This window comes from Hymenobacter sp. BT188 (genome assembly GCF_014333585.1).
Lineage (GTDB): Bacteria > Bacteroidota > Bacteroidia > Cytophagales > Hymenobacteraceae > Hymenobacter.
On record NZ_JACSCW010000003.1, the window covers coordinates 785755 to 802241 of the forward strand.

General features: G+C 54.7%; 15 protein-coding genes and 1 tRNA gene. 5 read left to right on the forward strand and 11 right to left on the reverse strand.

The genetic code is table 11. The features are described from left to right. Positions 1-8 precede the first annotated feature (8 nt). Entirely contained in the window at positions 9-1973 is a 1965-nt protein-coding gene (locus tag H8B13_RS11500; RefSeq protein ID WP_315985131.1) for an ATP-dependent DNA helicase RecQ, read from the forward strand. Positions 1974-2035: 62 nt separating this feature from the next. Here H8B13_RS11500 and H8B13_RS11505 read toward each other — a convergent pair whose 3' ends face one another. The 6 genes from H8B13_RS11505 to H8B13_RS11530 form a co-directional block, all read right to left on the reverse strand. Beyond that, complete coding sequence (locus tag H8B13_RS11505; RefSeq protein WP_187310919.1) at positions 2036-2467, reverse strand: organic hydroperoxide resistance protein; 432 nt, start codon at positions 2465-2467, stop codon at positions 2036-2038. A 34-nt stretch (positions 2468-2501) separates the two neighbouring features. Further along, the gene (locus H8B13_RS11510) at positions 2502-2951 is read right to left on the reverse strand and encodes a MarR family winged helix-turn-helix transcriptional regulator (RefSeq protein WP_187310920.1); all 450 of its coding nucleotides are present in this window, start codon (positions 2949-2951) and stop codon (positions 2502-2504) included. Between the two features lie 231 nt (positions 2952-3182). After that, positions 3183-3479 (reverse strand): rhodanese-like domain-containing protein, encoded by a 297-nt coding sequence (locus H8B13_RS11515; RefSeq protein ID WP_187310921.1) that lies wholly within the window; start codon positions 3477-3479, stop codon positions 3183-3185. Between the two features lie 107 nt (positions 3480-3586). Continuing rightward, complete coding sequence (locus tag H8B13_RS11520; protein WP_187310922.1) at positions 3587-5440, reverse strand: T9SS type A sorting domain-containing protein; 1854 nt, start codon at positions 5438-5440, stop codon at positions 3587-3589. Positions 5441-5508: 68 nt separating this feature from the next. Further along, positions 5509-6294: a PASTA domain-containing protein gene (locus H8B13_RS11525; protein ID WP_187310923.1), complete on the reverse strand. Its 786-nt coding sequence runs from the start codon at positions 6292-6294 to the stop codon at positions 5509-5511. 56 nt (positions 6295-6350) lie between these two features. Continuing rightward, positions 6351-9101, reverse strand: coding sequence for a D-alanine--D-alanine ligase (locus H8B13_RS11530; RefSeq protein WP_187310924.1), 2751 nt, complete (start codon positions 9099-9101; stop codon positions 6351-6353). Between the two features lie 108 nt (positions 9102-9209). Between H8B13_RS11530 and H8B13_RS11535 the strand changes: the two genes are divergently transcribed. After that, positions 9210-10406 carry a phosphoglycerate kinase gene (locus tag H8B13_RS11535; RefSeq protein WP_187310925.1) on the forward strand — a complete coding sequence of 399 codons (1197 nt, stop codon included), beginning with the start codon at positions 9210-9212 and terminating at the stop codon, positions 10404-10406. A 62-nt stretch (positions 10407-10468) separates the two neighbouring features. Here the strand turns inward: H8B13_RS11535 and H8B13_RS11540 are convergent, their stop codons facing one another. Genes H8B13_RS11540 through H8B13_RS11550 form a run of 3 tightly spaced genes read right to left on the reverse strand, consistent with a single transcriptional unit; the run spans position 10469 to position 13021 of the window. Next, a complete protein-coding gene (locus H8B13_RS11540) occupies positions 10469-11092 on the reverse strand; it encodes a hypothetical protein (RefSeq protein WP_187310926.1) in 624 nt (207 codons plus the stop codon). A 35-nt stretch (positions 11093-11127) separates the two neighbouring features. Further along, on the reverse strand, positions 11128-12375 hold the full coding sequence (locus H8B13_RS11545) for a site-2 protease family protein (RefSeq protein ID WP_315985132.1): 1248 nt from the start codon (positions 12373-12375) through the stop codon (positions 11128-11130). Beyond that, positions 12353-13021 (reverse strand): HAD family hydrolase, encoded by a 669-nt coding sequence (locus H8B13_RS11550; protein WP_187310927.1) that lies wholly within the window; start codon positions 13019-13021, stop codon positions 12353-12355. Before H8B13_RS11550 ends, H8B13_RS11545 begins: the two co-directional genes overlap by 23 nt. Before the next feature lie 83 nt (positions 13022-13104). Between H8B13_RS11550 and H8B13_RS11555 the strand changes: the two genes are divergently transcribed. Further along, positions 13105-13178, forward strand: a tRNA-Ile gene (locus H8B13_RS11555). Between the two features lie 199 nt (positions 13179-13377). Here H8B13_RS11555 and H8B13_RS11560 read toward each other — a convergent pair. Together H8B13_RS11560 and H8B13_RS11565 are read right to left on the reverse strand one after the other, a co-directional pair. After that, complete coding sequence (locus H8B13_RS11560; RefSeq protein ID WP_187310928.1) at positions 13378-13641, reverse strand: hypothetical protein; 264 nt, start codon at positions 13639-13641, stop codon at positions 13378-13380. Positions 13642-13803: 162 nt separating this feature from the next. Beyond that, positions 13804-14214 carry a hypothetical protein gene (locus H8B13_RS11565; protein ID WP_187310929.1) on the reverse strand — a complete coding sequence of 137 codons (411 nt, stop codon included), beginning with the start codon at positions 14212-14214 and terminating at the stop codon, positions 13804-13806. Positions 14215-14589: 375 nt separating this feature from the next. Here H8B13_RS11565 and H8B13_RS11570 point away from each other — a divergent pair, with 375 nt between their 5' ends. Both H8B13_RS11570 and H8B13_RS11575 read left to right on the forward strand, forming a co-directional pair. Then, on the forward strand, positions 14590-16029 hold the full coding sequence (locus H8B13_RS11570) for a PAS domain S-box protein (protein ID WP_187310930.1): 1440 nt from the start codon (positions 14590-14592) through the stop codon (positions 16027-16029). A gap of 7 nt (positions 16030-16036) precedes the next feature. Further along, a complete protein-coding gene (locus tag H8B13_RS11575) occupies positions 16037-16432 on the forward strand; it encodes a two-component system response regulator (protein ID WP_187310931.1) in 396 nt (131 codons plus the stop codon). Positions 16433-16487 lie beyond the last annotated feature (55 nt).

Consider the following 16487-nt stretch of genomic DNA (forward strand, 5'->3'; position numbering starts at 1 on the left):
TTTCCCACGTGCCAGCCGTATCTTCGCTCTTCTACCTGCACTTTATACCCTTGCCTTTACCCACCGACGACATCCTCCACTTGCTGCGCCAGCACTGGGGCCACACGGCTTTTCGGCCGTTGCAGGAGGGTATTATTCGGTCGGTGCTGGCGGGACAGGATACGCTGGCATTGTTGCCCACTGGAGGGGGCAAAAGCGTGTGCTTTCAGGTGCCAGCGTTGGCGCGGGAGGGAATTTGTGTGGTGGTGTCGCCGCTGATCGCCTTGATGAAGGATCAGGTGGAGCAGCTGCGGGCGCGGGGCATCAAGGCTGAAGCAGTGTACGCGGGCATGAGCCACCAGGAAATCGACCAGACCCTGGATAACTGCGTGTACGGGCCGGTAAAGTTTCTGTACGTGTCGCCGGAGCGGCTGCTGACGGAGATATTTCGGGTGCGGGTGGCCAAGATGAAGGTGAATCTGCTGGCCGTGGATGAGGCGCACTGCCTCTCGCAGTGGGGCTACGATTTCCGGCCGCCTTATTTGCAGATTGCCGAATTGCGTGAGCTGCTGCCCAACGTGCCGGTCATTGCTCTTACGGCTACGGCTACTAAGCCGGTGAAAGCAGATATCATCGAACGGTTGCGGTTTGGCACCAATCACCAGGTTTTCCAGCAAAGCTTCGCCCGGCCAAACCTTTCGTATTCCGTTTTGCAAACCGAGGACAAGCTGCGGCGCTTGCAGGAAGTGCTGCGCGGCGTAGGCTCCGACAAAACGGCCATTGTGTATGGGCGCACGCGGAGGCAAGTGGAAGATGCAGCAGCGTTTTTGCAGCACCATAAAGTGTCGGCGGCGGCCTACCACGCGGGCCTGCCCAGCGAACAGCGCCACCGCACTCAGCAGGAATGGATGCAGAATAAAACCCGCGTAATCGTGGCTACCAACGCCTTCGGGATGGGTATCGACAAGCCCGACGTGCGCCTCGTTGTGCACCTCGATGCGCCTGATACGCTGGAAGCCTATTACCAGGAAGCTGGCCGCGCCGGCCGCGACGAGAGGTATGCCTTTGCCGTGCTGCTCGCCGGCCCCAACGAAGCCGCCGACCAGCGCCGCCGCGCCGAGCTGGCTCATCCGCCCCTGGATACCGTGCGACGCGTGTATCAGGCCTTGGCTAACTTTTCGCGCACTGCCGTGGGTGGCGGTGAATTGGTGGCCTTCGACTTTGACATTCAGCAGTTTGCCGAAACCTACCGCATTAAAGCGCTTGATGCGCATAACGCATTGAAAGCATTAGCCCGCCAAGGGTTGGTGCAGATAAATGAAGCCGTCAATAACCCGGCCCGCGTGCACATTCCCATTGACCACAACGACCTGTACCGCTTTCAGGTAGCCAACGCGACCCACGATAAGCTGATCAAATCATTGCTGCGGCTAAATGGGGGCGAAATCTTTGCGGGCTTCCAGAAAATATCCGAGAACAGCCTAGCCCAGCACCTGCGCCTGAGCGTGGTGGAGGTGCGCAAAATGCTGCTGTTTTTGCATCGCTCGGGCATACTTCAGTACCAGCCCCAGCATAATGCCCCCCAGGCCCTGTTCACCACCCCACGCCACGACGTAGATAAGCTCTCACTAAATCAGCCGGCCCTGCGCGCTGCGCGCGAATTGGCTCAGCACCAGACGGAAGCCGTCATTCAGTACAGCATTGGGGGCCGGTGCCGGCAGCAGTTATTGCTGGAATATTTTGGGGAGATGGATGCGCCTGCCTGCCGCGTCTGCGACTTTTGCCTGGCCAAAAAGAAGGCTCAGCAACCCGCTGCGCCTAGTCCTGTCTTGCGCACGCAACTAGTAGAATTGTTGCAAAAAGCCCCCCAGACACCACGCGAGCTACTCACCCAATTTGCCCCCCAACAGGCTGAAACCGTAACCCAGCTGCTGCGCGAACTCGTTGATACACGCGTGCTTCAGTATGAGCCGAATGGAAAACTGCGGGCGTAACATCAGCACATGAAAAGAGGGCGCAGCCAATTGGCTGCGCCCTCTTTTCATGTAACAAGCACTTAAGCGTGCGTAGTCGTCGTCAGGTTTACTTCAATATTGCCGCGAGTAGCACGCGAGTAAGGGCAGATCTGGTGCGCTTTGGCTACCAGGTCTTCGGCGTGTGCTTGCTCTAAGCCAGGAATATTCACGTGCAGATCTACGGCAATGTCGTATTTGTCGCCTACGTGGCCGAGGCTGACATCGGCGGCTACGGAGCTGCCCGCAATAGCCTGCTTTTCGAAACGAGCCACAAGGTTGAGGGCGCTATCGAAGCAGGCTGCGTAACCGGCGGCAAATAGCTGCTCAGGGTTGGTGGCACCTTCCTTACCTGGGCCGCCCATTTCCTTGGGCGTCGTCAGGGCTAAGTCAATTACATTATCGGAGGAAATTGCGCGGCCATCGCGACCACCGGTTGCTCTCGCTTTGGCGGTGTACAGTTTTTGGTAACTCATGAGTGTATTAGAAATGGAAAATACTCACTTGCCATTAAGTGAGATCAGAAATAAGTTGTTGAAGCTGAGTGCGTAATGACTCTGCCGCACTTGGCGAAAGTTGGAGTTTGCGCAACATATGCAGCGGAACGTCACAGGATTTAGCGCGCAGATCCTGACCGGCGGGCAACAGCGCTACGCGCACCGACCGCTCATCGTGCGGGTCACGGGTACGACTGAGCAGATGGCGTTGTTCCATGCGCTTGAGTAAGGGAGTAAGAGTGCCGGAGTCAAGCAAGAGTTTATCTCCCAATGACTTAACAGTAAGCTCCTGGTGCTCCCACAGCGCGAGCAGCACAAGGTATTGCGGGTACGTGAGATCCAGAGCTTGGAGGTAAGGCTGGTAGGCCTTCGTTACCAAACGGGAAAGCGCATACAGCGGAAAGCACAACTGGTTCTCCAGCTTTAGCAAAGACTCGGGTGATACGCTTGCCTCCTTAGTCATTGATTAAGAATGATTTTGCAACTTATACGTGTACAATTAAATTGTGTACAACCAAATATCTCAAATTGTTTTTAACTATTTGATAATGAGAAATAAATATTTTAAAGTCACCTAAAATTGAAGAGCATTAGCTTCAAAAAGCCCCCCAATCGCTCATTGTCGGCTGGGGGGCTTTTTGGTACTGATGCGTATGACTAAATACAAACTCAGCCGAGATTATTCGGATTCTTGTTATTGCTGATAAGCTGTGATGCCCCCAATCAGGTTGCGCACATTGCGAAAGCCATTTTGGGCTAAGAAAGCTTTGGCTGAGTTGGCTCGGCTGCCACCCTTACAGTGTACAATGACTTCACCTTCTTTAAAGTCTTCCAACTCATCCACGCGCTGGGGTAAAGAACCCAGTGGGATGTGCTGGCTGCCTTCAATACGCGATTCTTCGTATTCCCAGCCTTCGCGTACATCCAGAATGACCAGATTTTCACCAGCGGCCTGCCGCTTCTTCAACTCTTCGGAAGTAATATCGCTCATAGTATTGGGGACTGTTTGTGGGAAAGTGGCGTGGGTTTCGGAGCGTAGTTTAGGAAGAAAATTTAACTCATCCATCGCGCAACCTTTCTTTGTAGTGTCCTAGCGTATCAATTTAGTGCTAATCGCTTCGTAACAACCTGCCCTTGAGGAAGTAAAAATCGCGCCATATATACACCAGAAGGCATATTTCGTAAATCAAGCACAAGCTGGTCAGCTTGTGCTTCCGGTTGTTCCCAAACAATTCGACCCACAGCATCGAGCACCACCACGCGCAGATAGCGGCCCTGCACCCGCACCAGTCCAGCACTCGGATTAGGATAAACGCTGATGCTGGCAGCAAAGGCCGGATTGGCACCAGCCGTAACCGTGCTACCCGCCATAACCGGCCGAATCAGGGGCGCACCCGCGGGTGTCGTTGAGGTTACTGTCCAGACGTTGGCCGCATTAGTCAGCAAGTAACCTTCCGGGGCTGTACTGTTCAGGTCAATGCCAAATGGGATAAAAAAGCCTAGTGACGCCTGACCATAGCCCACATAAAAAGTGCCGGTCACATTAACAGGCTGGGGAAAAGCAATATCAACGAATGCCTGACCAGCTGGCAAGTTGGCTGGAATAGTAAAGGTCTGAGAGGCTTTCGGTTCGGCCGTGGGCAACTTAGTTTGCGGGTCCTGGTCCCACACGTTCATGGTGATAACGCGGCTGACACCCGTTGGCGACGGATAGATACGCACGCTCCGCACCCGGTCGGGGCGGTTCAGGTCGAAGCGGTAGGCGAGATAGCTGGCGGGCCCCGTAGACAGCGCCGGCAAGCTTACGGTAGCTTCAGCTGAACCATCATCGTACGCGTAATAATCGGCTAGCTCCGTAACGCGCGAAATGGTGTCGTTTGATATAGTGAGCGGGTTGGTTTCGTTGGTTTGGATAGCAATGCGGTGCGTGATACGCTTAGCCTCCGGTGTATTCGGTAAGGGAGAAGTGCGTACATCGCCCGCAATTACGTCCTGCTGCTGCCTTGCTGATAATGACTTGTTTCCGGTTAAGAATGTAGCTCTTGGGCCAGTTGGTAGTACCTGCAAGGTGCCATTCCAAGCAATAGGCGTAGGAGCGGGGCCCACATCAAAATTATTGATGGTTGTAAACGTATTGGGGTTTAGCTCTCCTGCTGCATTGGCGTTAAACTGCTCTACGGGCATAGCCGCGAAGCGCCGCAGCAGGCTGGTGAGCGGAGCACTGGTGGCAATGTCGCGATAGGAGTTATCGGTGGCAGAACGGCCCCGGTTCAGCAGGATGTAATCGAGGCTCCAAGCATCGCGGGTGTTGGCTAGGTTGCCCGTGGCCCGAAACCGAAACTGGAAAGCCGAATGCAGATATCGGGCCTGGTCGACGGCAATAAGCTGCTGCTGAAAATGGGTGCGCGCTCCTGTGCTCAGCTGTACCCACACTTGCTGCCACAGGCCTGTGTTGTCCAGCATTTCCAATTCCAGGCGCACAGGCTGGCTCCCCGTGTTGGCCTTAGGCGGACCCACAATACTACCCGATTGCCAGAAAAAGCTTAAATACACGCCACTAGCAGCCGAAAGCCCACTCAAGTCAATGGGCTGGGAGGTGAGCGTATCAGTATCGTTGTAAGCCGAAGAGCTACCATAAGGCTGCCCAGCAGCCGAAAGCCCGTCGAAGGTGACCACGCCCCTGGAGGGTGGCGCTACCGGAAAGCGGTTATTCACCAATGTGCCCCCGCCTGGCTCCCAAAACTGCGGGTTAGGTAACGCCTCGCCCTGGGGGGCAAAATCATCAAATAAAGGCAACATTACCGCCGTGCCGCGCCAGGCTACCGGAGGCGTACGAATAGAAGACTGGCGGCTGGGATCAGCCTCAAGTGGCGTAACTCCTTGCGCCTGTCCAGTCAAAGGCACCAGCAAGCCAACCGTGAATAAGACTAGTAGAAGTTTCGGGTAGATCATAGACAGCAATTTACGCAAGGTAAACGGCTGCGGATCAGAGAAATTTTGCAAGAAGCGTCCAAAGCTTTTTACTGTACCGCCTTCAACGGCTCGTTGCCTGCCACCCACAAATCGACCAGCTGGCCCATGCGAATGGTAGCACCAGGCGCAGCTACAGGGCGTTGCCTAACAATAGTGCCTTCTACCTGACCTTCCTCAGCAGCCTGATAAAAAATTTCGCCTACCTGCAAGCCCTGACCCACGAGTAAGGTAGAGGCCTCATCAGCAGGCATATTGATGACATTGGGCACCGGAAACTCCTGATTTCCCTGACCGTCGCCTACCACTAAATCTACGCGCGTGCCTTTGGCAATGGGTGAGCCTGGCGCTATTTCCTTGCCGTTCACCAGTTGCTTCAATACCGAATTCTGAGCCAGATCGGGTACCTTTTGGATTTCGCCTACTACTAGGTCATAGCTCGCTAAAATCATCTGCGCATTCTTCACAGAGCCTTCCGTCAGCTTGGGCATTTTGATAACCGGCGGGTTTTTCATGCTCACCGAAATGTAGATCTTACGGCCTTCCTTTACCTGTTGCCCTGGGGCCGGATCTTGCGTGAGCACCGTGTAAGCGGGAATGCTAGGGCTATAACTGGAGTCGTCGACGAAGTAGCGCAGGTTGCGCTCGTCAAGGTAGTCTTCTAAGTCGCTTTGCCGCATGCCGGTCACCTTCGGTACCACGATGGTTTCGCCGTGATTGGTAGTCATGGGCAAATACACGAAGAAGAAGCCGAACAGCAGCAAGGCCACCGCCAAGCCAATTACCACCAAGTGCTTTAGAACGTCGAGTGGGGTATCGGATTTAAGAAAAGCCATTGTGGTGTGCTGATGTGCTATGTTTTTAATGTGCTGACTTGAAAGCAGGGCGCAAATTAGCTTTTCGCTTCTATCTCTAGCTTCCGCTGGCGCTCCTTGCCAAATTCCAGAATCCGGTCGATGAAATCGTAGGGCGTGTAGCCGTTCAGCGCCGTTTGGTGGAAAATGCAAGTAGCGGGTGTCATACCAGGTAACGAGTTCACCTCGATAATAATTACCTCTACGGCACCGGTTTCGCGCACCCGCACGAAGGCATCAATGCGGGCGTAACCCTGAATATTTAGCACCTCGGCTACGCGGCGCAACTCTTTCTTTACTTCCTCCGATATGCGCTGCCGCTCGGCAGGGTCGGGGGCGTAGCGAGCGGGTGTGATGTTCTGTCCTTCGCCGGCTAGGAACTTCTCTTCTAAGCTCAACACCTCGCCGGTAGCCAGAGCTTCGGACGCTTCGAACACCTCGATATTCAATGTGCCATCGGAGCGCCAGTGCGTGAGCAGGCCGCCGGTTACTTCGAGGAAGTGCTGGGCGCCGTCGCGGATAATCAGGGTTTCAACCAGGAAGGCATCCTTCTGCGGGAATTCCTCTTTAAAGCCAAGGTGCAGCGTGCGGGCCGCATCGGGCAGCAAGTCTTCTTGGTCGCGGAAGATGAGCTGGCTAAAAGCTTCCAGCTCCTGCCGGTTCTTGATTTTCTTCACAGCCGAAGAGCAGCCATCGTCGGCGGGCTTGGCGATGAAGGGGTAGTGAAACTGTGTTTCCAGTGAGCGGTAGAAGGTTTCGGCGTCGGCCTGCCACTCCAGGCGGTTGGCCATGCGGTGCTCAGCTACGCGCAAACCAGCTTCGCGCAGGCGGCGGTTCGTCTCGAACTTGTTGATGGTAACGCTGCTCGATTCAACTCCGGAGCCATTGTAGGGCAAGCCAAATTGCTCTAGCTCTCTTTGCAAAGCGCCATCCTCGCCGGGCCGGCCGTGCAAGGCAATAAATACCTCATCGACCATCTGGGCCAACTCCTCGAAGGAAATACGCCGTGGTTGCGCCGTAGGCTGACCTGCGTAGGTGCCCGTAATAGCCTCGGCTTCGCGACGAATCTTGGCCAACACTGGGTGCAGCTCGTGGCCGGCTTCAGCGTACTCGATTTTTTCGCGGATGTCGTCGGCGTTATCCTTAAGCATCACGTTGATAGGCAGCACATACAGTTTGTGCTCCTGCGCCGAGCCCGTCAGAAACACTGGGATGGGCTCGTATTTTACCGAAGAGCTAAGCTTCTCGTAAATATTGCGTCCGCTCTCCACCGAAATGTGCCGCTCAGAAGAATAGCCCCCCATAATTACGGCGACTTTGGTGCGCTGCCGTTCCTGCTGCTGGCGTGAGGCTACAGCCGCATCTAGCTGCGCTAAAATGCCCCCCAGCCGCACTGGCTGCATGCCTGCGCGGCGCCGCGCGGCCAGAGAGGTGCGAATTAGATACGTTAGAAACTGCGAAGGATTCAGACCAATTTCGGCGGCCTGATGGAAGAAGAAAGAGGCTGGCAACATGCCCGACGTGGTGTTCGGGTCATTCAGGAAAAGGCTACCATCGGTGGCTTGAATGAAGCCGTCTAGGCGGGCGTAAACCTGAAAGCCGAACGTGCGGAACATTTCCTGGCAAGCCTCGCGGATTTCCTGAATCTTGTCTTCTGGCAGGTCGATGGGCGTGATTTTACGGCTCAAGCCGGGCAGGTACTTGGAGCGGTAATCAAACATCTCCTCGCCCTTCACAATCTCGGTGGGGGGCAAAGCCAGCGGCTCACCATTTGGATCTTCTACTACGATGCACGAAAACTCGCGCCCCGCCACGAAGCTCTCCACCAATACCTGCGACTCGCCATCGACATTGGTAAGCAACACCTGCTCAACGGTTTCAAATTGCTCATTAAGCGTGTGCAGCAGCTTCTCAGGATGATAAACGAGTTGCGGCTCCTGAGGCGTGGCAGCAACATCAGTTGCGCCTTGTTCACCTTTCACTTCCAGCACCACTGGCAGCCCGATGCCTTCCCGAATATCGGTGAGCTGCTGCAGCCACAGAAGCTTCTGCTCGTCGCTCTTGCCCTGCCACTTGCTGCGCGTCAGGGTTTTACGAAAAAGGCTGCGCTCGACGGCAGCTACAAACTGGGAGGCATTTTTCTCCCGTAAAATCGAAACGCCAATGCTCGAACCCTGGCGCGGGGCTTTAAACACGAGCGGCAAGCCCAACTCGCGCACCAAGTACTCAAGCGTAGCTTCCGGATCAGCAGCGTCCCACTCTTCCGTGCTGATGATGCGGAAAGCAGGCGTGGGCCGGTTCAGGGCGTGCAGCAATTTTTTCTGGGCAATCTTATTAATACCAAACGCGGAGGGCAAAATGCCGGAGCCGGAATACGGAATGCCGTACCACTCCAGCAAGCCCTGAATAGCGCCGTCTTCGCCGCCGGGTCCGTGCAAAGCGAGGAAAGCGAAGTCCATCAGTTCGCGCAGCTCATGCGGCTGCACGCGCCGGCCGACTTCGGCAATGATGCGGTCTTGTTCTTCCTGACTTAGCTCGCCCAGGCTTTCCAAGTACACCTGCAAACGGTGCTCGGAGGGCGGCAGGGCCGATACAGGAGGGAAAAAGTCCCGGATGGTGCCTTTGTAGATGTAGTGCCAGTCGAGCAAAATGAAGTTGCCCCGGCTGTCCACGAAGATGGGCACGGCCTGAAACAAGCCTTTGTCCAGGTTATCGTACACAGTGCGGCCGCCCGCAAAGGATATTTCCCGCTCACGCGACGGGCCGCCGAAGAAGATGCCTATTTTCATACGTAGCGCAAAGGTACGGGGAAAGTAGAACGGATGCGAAACACGACCACGTCAAAGCTTCTACTACATTCGTCCCGTATAAGGCCTACCAAACCCTACAAACTACTCATGCAAACCCTCGATCAGTACAACTTCGCCGGCAAAAGAGCCTTGGTGCGCGTCGATTTCAACGTGCCCCTCGACGACGAGCTGCACATCACCGACGACACCCGCATCCGGGCCGCCACACCCACTATTCGCAAGATTTTGGCCGACGGTGGCAGTGTCATCCTGCTTTCCCACCTGGGCCGACCCAAAGGGGGTCCGGAAAAGAAATTCTCCCTGCAAAGCATCGTAGCTCGCTTGCAGGAGGAATACGGTACGCCGGTACTGTTTGCAAACGATGTGATGAGCCCCGACGCCGCTAAAATGGCCGCTGAGCTGCAACCCGGCCAGATTCTGCTCTGCGAAAACGTGCGTTTCTACAAAGAAGAAGAAGCCGGTGATACTGCCTTCGCTGAGAAATTAGCTAAACTGGGGGATGTATATGTGAATGACGCTTTCGGTGCCGCTCACCGCCGCCATGCTTCCACGGCCGTGGCCGCCCAGTATTTTGCCCCCCAAGACCGCGTTGCGGGCTACCTGATGCAGAGCGAGCTGGAGAATGCCCACCGTGTGCTCACCAAAGCCGAGCGTCCGTTCACCGCCATTATGGGCGGGGCGAAGATTTCGGATAAGATCCAACTCATTGAGCAGTTGCTGGATAAAGTAGACAACCTGCTGATCGGCGGCGGCATGGCATATACCTTCGCCAAAGCGGAAGGCGGTAACATTGGCGGCTCCTTGCTGGAAGCCGACAAGCTCGATCTGGCCCTGCACCTGATTCAAAAAGCCAAGGAGAAAGGTGTAAACCTCGTGCTACCCACCGATTCGCTCATCGCCGACCGGTTCGCCAACGACGCCAACGTAGAAACGGCCCCAAATCACCACATTCCCAACGGCTGGATGGGCTTGGATATCGGTCCAGAGTCGCGCGAAAACTTCGCCAACATCATTCGCCAGTCCCGCACTATCCTTTGGAATGGCCCAATGGGTGTGTTTGAGATGTCAAACTTCTCGGCCGGTACTGAGTTCGTAGCCGCAGCTATTGCTGATGCTACCGCCAACGGCGCCTTTAGCCTCATCGGCGGCGGCGACTCGGCCGCAGCCGTCAACCAGATGGGCTACGCCGACCGCGTGAGCTATATTTCTACTGGCGGCGGCGCGCTGCTAGAATATATGGAGGGCAAAGAGCTGCCCGGTGTCGCCGCGCTGGAAGGACGATAGTAACCTATCAATCAGCGACACAAAAAAGCCCGCCAGAAGTGCTTCTGGCGGGCTTTTTTGTGTCAATTAGCATAAGGCGCTTCCAGTTCTTGGCCCATACCCAGTAACGGCGAGTTATCCATGCGGCCGGTGAGGCGGGTGGAGAGGGCGCGGGCTTCTTTATCGGTAAGAACTTCCAGCTTGTGCAACCAGCGCAGCCGCTGTAGCTGCGGCTCAATCAAGCCCAGCGGGTTAATACTGCCATAGTTCTCACGCAGGTAATCTTTGGTGCGCTGCTCCAGGGCTTCGGTGAAGGAGAAGAGGGCTTTGCGCTCATTGGGGCGGTCGGCCAGCACCACGCGGGCGTGGGTAGTGCTAAGGATAAAGTGATTCCACCAGTTGCGGTGGCCGTACCAATACAAGGCCACCAATCCCAAGCCGACACCCAGCGCCACCAGCCCATACCATGACGCGGCCTGCTTGAGCGCGTATTGCGTACAAATTATCCAGGCATATAGTACGCTTAGCAGCTGCCACCGCGAAGGCAAGCTGCGCCGCCGCTCCACGCGCACAGGCAGCGCCTCCTCGTACGGCATCTCCACTTCCAGCGTAATCAATCCACGCCGGTCTTTCCGACAGATATATAGCCCGTGGGGGCGAAGAGCCAACTGCGTGGTTTGTGTCAGTTGACGTTGTTCAAGTAGCATAGAGTAAGAAAACAAGCAACGGTGCGCCTGCCGTTTTAACCGAAGGGCGAAGGGGTAAAGCAGAGCACAAAAATAGCCAGCATTACCCAGCCCAGCACCTTACGGCCCGCGCTCAGCGGGCTTTCGTCGGGGGCGGGTGGGTGATAAATGCCCATCACGCGGCCCAGTAGCAGTCCAAATACCAGCCAGCCCGGATTACCCTCGATGCCTAGCACCGCCAGACTCAGCGCCAATTGTGCAGCCACTACGCCCAGCACCAGCATCAGCGCCCGACGCGGCGTAGGCACGGCCCGCCGGAATACCGTGAACAGATAAAGCAGATAAATCGGTCCGCCATAGAGCAACGAGTCATTTGAGCTATCAACTGTAAACAGCCCCAGACCGGCATAAAAGATAAATCCGATAAAGAGTATTGCCGATACTTGGTTAGCGCGCTGAAAACCCAGCAAACCGTACAAAATATGCCCCCCATCGAGCTGCCCAATCGGTAACAGGTTGAGGGCCGTAAAGAACAAAGCCAGCGAGCCCGCCAGCAGTACCGGGTAATGCATCAACTCATTGGGGTGGGGCAGCAGCGCCGGATCAGCCAGCCATGATTCCAGAAACTGATAAATCAGCGACTTACCCAGCACCAATCCGCCGCCGTCAGCACCTTTGTACACATACTGCGCATAATCAGCGCCGTACACGCGGTATTCGGGATGCACCTGAAACAAATACTCCAGCGGAGGCAAATGGGTGAAGCCGTACATCAGCACGGGTATGGCCACCAAAAAACCCGCCAGCGGTCCCGCCAGCCCGATATCAAAAAACTCTTTTCGGGAGAAAATCCGGTCTTTAATGCGAATGACCGCCCCAAATGTACCGATTGTATTAAAGAAGCCCGTAAAAAACGGAATGTAATAAGGTAGCGTCGCCCGTACTTTATAGTATCGCGCCGTGAAATAATGCCCAAACTCATGCACCGTGAGCACACCCAAAAACGGCAGCGAAAACCATAATCCATTCCGTATCTCAGTCTGCGAAAGCCACACGCTAAGCGAACCAACCCGCGGGTCAAAAAAGGTACGGCCCGTCATCCACTCCGCCCCGGCCAGCGTGGTCGTTATGAGCGTGATGACGAACAGCAGCAAATGCAGGGTATACACACGCCAGCGCGGCGTGGGCGGCCGGTAGGCGTTGAACTCGCCACGGTGACGACGAAAGTAGCCACGGTAGCGCGGCCGATGTACGTTATTATCGGGCTGTGGCGCCGGGGCGTCAGGTAGAGGGAGAGAAGGCACGGATAGCGGCGGGCAAGGCTTCAGTGAGCGTGAGCGGCGGGGCCAGGAAGAGCGTGTGCAAACCCAGGCGCTGCGCCGTTTCGATATGTTGAAAACTGTCTTCAATGAAAAGAGTTTCTTCGGCCTGCCAGTTCATTTCGCGCAGCACATGCTCAAAAATCTCTGGGCCGGGCTTACGTAACCCTATATCCTGGGAATAAAACACACGGTCCAGCACATCGGCAATGCCGTGCTCAAAGCCATACGCAACCTTGAGGCGCCGATTTACTTCCTCAATATGAATCACGTTGGTGTTGCTGAGCAGCGCCATCTGGTGGCCTTGCGCGTGCAGCTCGGTCAGCAGTGCCAGCCGGTCGGCGGGCACATCCAGCAGAATAGAATTCCAGGCTGCGTCCAGCTCCTCATCGGTGGCCGTAAGCTGGTAGCCAGTGCGCAAACCTTCCCGAAACTCGGCCGGCGTGATGCGCCCCGTTTCCAGCAAATCGAACAGCTCCGACTGGTTTTTTTGGTTGTACTCAATGGTGCTGCCCGCGCTGGTCAGGCGGCGCATGGCCTCAATCGGGCGCTGGTAATCGATATTAATAAGTACGCCTCCAAAGTCGAAAAGCAAGTTTGGCAGGCGGCGCGGAGTAGGGCTGGGGGGCATTTTTGAAGAATAGCGTTGCAAATTGACGGGCAAAAGTCGTAGTTTGCACCGCCGAAACCAACCTATACGGTTGCGAACGCGCCGGGCCCATAGCTCAATCGGTTAGAGCAACTGACTCATAATCAGTAGGTCCTTGGTTCGATTCCAAGTGGGCCCACAAAAACCCTACTCACAGCTTGTGAGTAGGGTTTTTGTTTTAAGTAAATACTAAGGAATAACTGAGGCTATATCTATTCAAATCAGGCCTAAGCTAAAAGGCATTTCGAAGAGTTTTCGAGCTACATACAGAATGGAGAGCCCAGCATCTGCCTAGTCTATTTATCCATACCCAAATAGAGTTTGGGTAGGCAACACTTTTATTTCACGGCTAGAGGGCTGACAGCGCCGGTTTGTTTGTCTACGTCGAAGGCGGCCTTGTTAGGCAAGCGACCGGCCCAATCAGTGCGGGGTACCAAGATTTGCCACTGGTTGTTTACTTCAATTGCCTGGGCCGAATCCAGCCGGTAGAGAGCCGCATTGGGCTGCTGCTTTACGAAGCGGGCGACGGCCGCGCGGGCTTGCGCTTCGGTGGAAGCTGCTGCATTAGTATCGGCAGGTTGCTGAGATGGAGTAGAAGACACGGGTTGGGACGGCTCGCAACTGTTTAGCCCTGCCAGAGCCGCGGATAGTAATACAAGCGAGAAGGATTTGCGCATGGCATAAGGTAGGGAAAGGGCAGACTTAGCAAGGTTAATTAGTCAACCGCGAAGTGGCCGTAATTGCCATAGTGTTGAATTTGTACGCTATCTGCCCGTCTGGCGCAACCAGGTGGCGGCGGCCATCTCGTCCTGAAATACATGATAAAATAGGCTGCCTTCCCGGGCATCGTGCAGAAGCTGTGTGGAAGATAAGCGAGCAAATACATCATCGGGCAGCAGAATTGCCGCAATGGTTTTTCGTTGCTCGTTATGAATCCATTCCTGGTTTATCAACGCCCGCTCCTCATCGGTAAAGGGCGACATGACCCGCTGATCAGTCAGTACATGGGTCCAACCCCGACGAGTTAGTAGATTTCCTATGTGGATGAGAAACGTTTTGAAGTCGCTGAATTGACGCTTGCCTGGCTTGTACTGCACCACCGCGTACGCATCTGCGTGCTCGAAGAGGCGACCAACTGCGTTTTCGTAATAAAGCGAGTGAATAGTTAGAGGCATGAGAAGCTTGGCAAAAAACAGGGCCTATTGGGTGCAAAGGCAATAATGGGTGGGTAAAGCTAAGGGCCGGAAATCTAACTGGAAATTAAAGCCAATACAACCAAAGCGGACCGACTCGTTTGGGACCGTCGAATAAAGCAGGAATTTACCCCAAGAGTGGGTTTTCAATTAAGTAAGAGCGCAATTTTTGGGCGCCACAGGATGCATAGGTGCTGTCTTCGTGGCTTACAACTTGCCAGCCGTACCCCATGCCAGAACTTCTATGGGCTATGCGCGTACTCTAGATTCTTGTTGCGAATGCACTTGAAAGGCTTGATAGTGTCTTCAAACGGCCTTGCTCTGGCATAGAAGGGCTCACGTCATCCAAAAACCACCATGAGTGAGAGTGCGCAGTTTGTAAATAGCGAGCAGAGGTTTCGGTCGCTATTTGAGAACAATCTGGACTTTATTCTTTTCCAGGACCGCAACGGAGTTATTCTGGATGTAAATGAGCCTTTTCTGCAGCTTTGGAACTGCTCCAAAGCAGATGTATTGGGTAGGGGTATTTCTGATTTTCTTCCGCCAGAACTAATTCCTGTGTTTCGGGAGAAGCTGATCCAAGCTTTTCAGGGCACGCGTGTACAGTTCAATGTAGCAGTGCAGTTCCGTGGCGCGGAGCCTAGGGTGTTGAATATCTCGAAGGTGCCACTGCGGGTGGATGGATCAGTGAGAGGCGTACATATGGTAGCACGCGATATCACGGACTTAACTGCATCTCACCAGATGATTGAGCAGCAGGCAAAAACGCTCAATACCATTTTTGAGAGTATCACGGACGCTCTGTTTCTGGTTGATAGGGATTGGTGCCTCACTTTCGTGAACCGCGAAGTGGAGCGCCTGCTGCAAATAGACCGCCAGCAGGTACTGGGCAAAAATCTCTGGACCTTATTTCCGGATGAGGTGGGCGGCGAGTTTTACCATCAGTATCATCACGCTCTTGCTATGGGGCAGGCCGTGCATTTTGAGGCCTATTATGCTAGCCTGCAACTCTGGCTGGAAGTCAAGGCTTTCCCTTCGGAAGAAGGGCTGTCCGTGTATTTTTCGGACGTTACGCTGCGTCATGAAGCCCAAGCCAGCCAGGAAAAGCTAGCTCAGGATCTGCACCGGCAAAACCAGGATCTGCAGCAGTTTACCTATATCGTTTCGCATAACCTGCGGGGGCCTTTGGCCAATGCCATGGGCTTGTCGCAACTCCTGACGGCCCCCGATCCGGATCAGGCTACGTTGCTGAGTCATTTGCAAACCAGCCTCGTGCAGCTCGATGTGGTGCTGCAGGATATGAACACCATTCTTACCGTGCGCGACAAGCAGGACGTGGCCGATGTGCCCGCGCCCACACGCCTAGCCGATGTGCTAAACTTGGTGCTGCAGGAGATGAACGAGCCGCTGCAGCAGGCTGGGGGGCAAATTATTCGCGACTTCCCGGAGGATTTGCACACGCACGGCAACCGAGCCTATATCTACAGCATTTTTCTAAATCTGCTTTCTAATTCTATTCGGTATCGCTCGCAGCAGCGTGCGCTCGTGGTTACTATTACCGGCAGCCCACATCCCGAAGGAGGTGCCCAACTCACCTTTGCCGACAACGGTTCGGGCTTCGATCAAGAGAAAGCGGGCGCCGACGTGTTTAAGCTCTACAAGCGCTTTCATACTTCGCCTTCGGGCCGCGGCATGGGCTTGTATCTGGTGAAAGCCCACGTCGAGTCGATGGGGGGCACTATTGCGGTTGAAAGCCGGGTGGAAGTGGGTACGCAATTCTTTCTATTCTTACCTTAAACAAGCTATGCATACAGTCCTGATTGACGATGATTATATCAGCATATTTCTCACCACCAGAATATTGCAGCGAGAAAACTTTACCGATACTATTACCTCTTTTCAGTTGCCTCAGGAAGCAATTCACTACCTTCAGGATGCAATGCCAGACCAAGTGCCGGACGTCATTTTTCTGGATCTGAATATGCCAATCATGAGCGGCTGGGACTTTCTGGACACCTTAAAGCCCTTGGAAGCTCAATTAGCCGGGCGGTGCTCCATTTATATCCTCACCTCGTCTGTGGCCCCTTCGGATAAGCTTAAGGCGGAAGAGTACAGTCTCGTGGCCAGCGTCATTAACAAACCCTTGGACGGTCCGAAACTGCAAGCTATTCGCACACAGGTGCTGGAAAACCGATCCTGACTCCTCGAGTGCTACCAGAAGTGCTTTTGCCGTTGACAAGTGATGCAGTTGAGGC

Excerpts from the sequence above, each read along its gene's own strand:
- H8B13_RS11535 (WP_187310925.1), top strand. The coding sequence starts at position 9,210 with ATGCAAACCCTCGATCAGTACAACTTCGCCGGCAAAAGAGCCTTGGTG.
- H8B13_RS11550 (WP_187310927.1), bottom strand. The coding sequence starts at position 13,021 with ATGCCCCCCAGCCCTACTCCGCGCCGCCTGCCAAACTTGCTTTTCGAC.
- H8B13_RS11525 (WP_187310923.1), bottom strand. The coding sequence starts at position 6,294 with ATGGCTTTTCTTAAATCCGATACCCCACTCGACGTTCTAAAGCACTTG.
- H8B13_RS11510 (WP_187310920.1), bottom strand. The coding sequence starts at position 2,951 with ATGACTAAGGAGGCAAGCGTATCACCCGAGTCTTTGCTAAAGCTGGAG.
- H8B13_RS11575 (WP_187310931.1), top strand. The coding sequence starts at position 16,037 with ATGCATACAGTCCTGATTGACGATGATTATATCAGCATATTTCTCACC.
- H8B13_RS11520 (WP_187310922.1), bottom strand. The coding sequence starts at position 5,440 with ATGATCTACCCGAAACTTCTACTAGTCTTATTCACGGTTGGCTTGCTG.
- H8B13_RS11570 (WP_187310930.1), top strand. The coding sequence starts at position 14,590 with ATGAGTGAGAGTGCGCAGTTTGTAAATAGCGAGCAGAGGTTTCGGTCG.
- H8B13_RS11515 (WP_187310921.1), bottom strand. The coding sequence starts at position 3,479 with ATGAGCGATATTACTTCCGAAGAGTTGAAGAAGCGGCAGGCCGCTGGT.
- H8B13_RS11565 (WP_187310929.1), bottom strand. The coding sequence starts at position 14,214 with ATGCCTCTAACTATTCACTCGCTTTATTACGAAAACGCAGTTGGTCGC.
- H8B13_RS11505 (WP_187310919.1), bottom strand. The coding sequence starts at position 2,467 with ATGAGTTACCAAAAACTGTACACCGCCAAAGCGAGAGCAACCGGTGGT.
- H8B13_RS11530 (WP_187310924.1), bottom strand. The coding sequence starts at position 9,101 with ATGAAAATAGGCATCTTCTTCGGCGGCCCGTCGCGTGAGCGGGAAATA.
- H8B13_RS11540 (WP_187310926.1), bottom strand. The coding sequence starts at position 11,092 with ATGCTACTTGAACAACGTCAACTGACACAAACCACGCAGTTGGCTCTT.